Here is a 441-nt window from a genome sequence, read left to right on the forward strand (position 1 = left end):
TGCACCCTGGCCACCGCTGCCCCACACACCGGCAATGGACGAGAACAGGACGAACGCGTCCAATGGCGTTTCGCCCAGCAGCTCGTGCAGGTTCCTCGCACCGTCGACCTTGGCCGACAGCACACCGGCAAGCTCGCCCGGGTCGAGGTCGGCGAGTACGGCCGAGCGCTCGACACCGGCCGCGTGCACGACGGCGGTGAGTGAGGGGATGCTCTCCAGCAGCGCCGCGACTGAGTCACGGTCAGCCATGTCACAAGCGACGAACGTGACGCGCGCGCCCAGTTCGACGAGCTCGGCCTCCAACTCCGCAGCGCCCTCAGCGGCCCGGCCGCGACGGCTCACCAGCACCACATGCTCGGCCCCGCGCGCTGCCAGCCAGCGCGCCACATGGCCACCCAGGGCACCAAGACCACCGGTCACCAGCACCGTCCCGCGCGGCAG

General features: G+C 71.0%; 1 protein-coding gene. It reads right to left on the reverse strand.

All coding sequences use genetic code 11. The features are described from left to right. Positions 1-441: SDR family NAD(P)-dependent oxidoreductase (locus JK363_RS41660; RefSeq protein WP_201883521.1), on the reverse strand; the 441-nt coding region annotated here is incomplete at both ends.

This window comes from Streptomyces coffeae (assembly GCF_016741875.1).
In the GTDB taxonomy this organism is placed as follows: Bacteria; Actinomycetota; Actinomycetes; order Streptomycetales; family Streptomycetaceae; genus Streptomyces; species Streptomyces coffeae.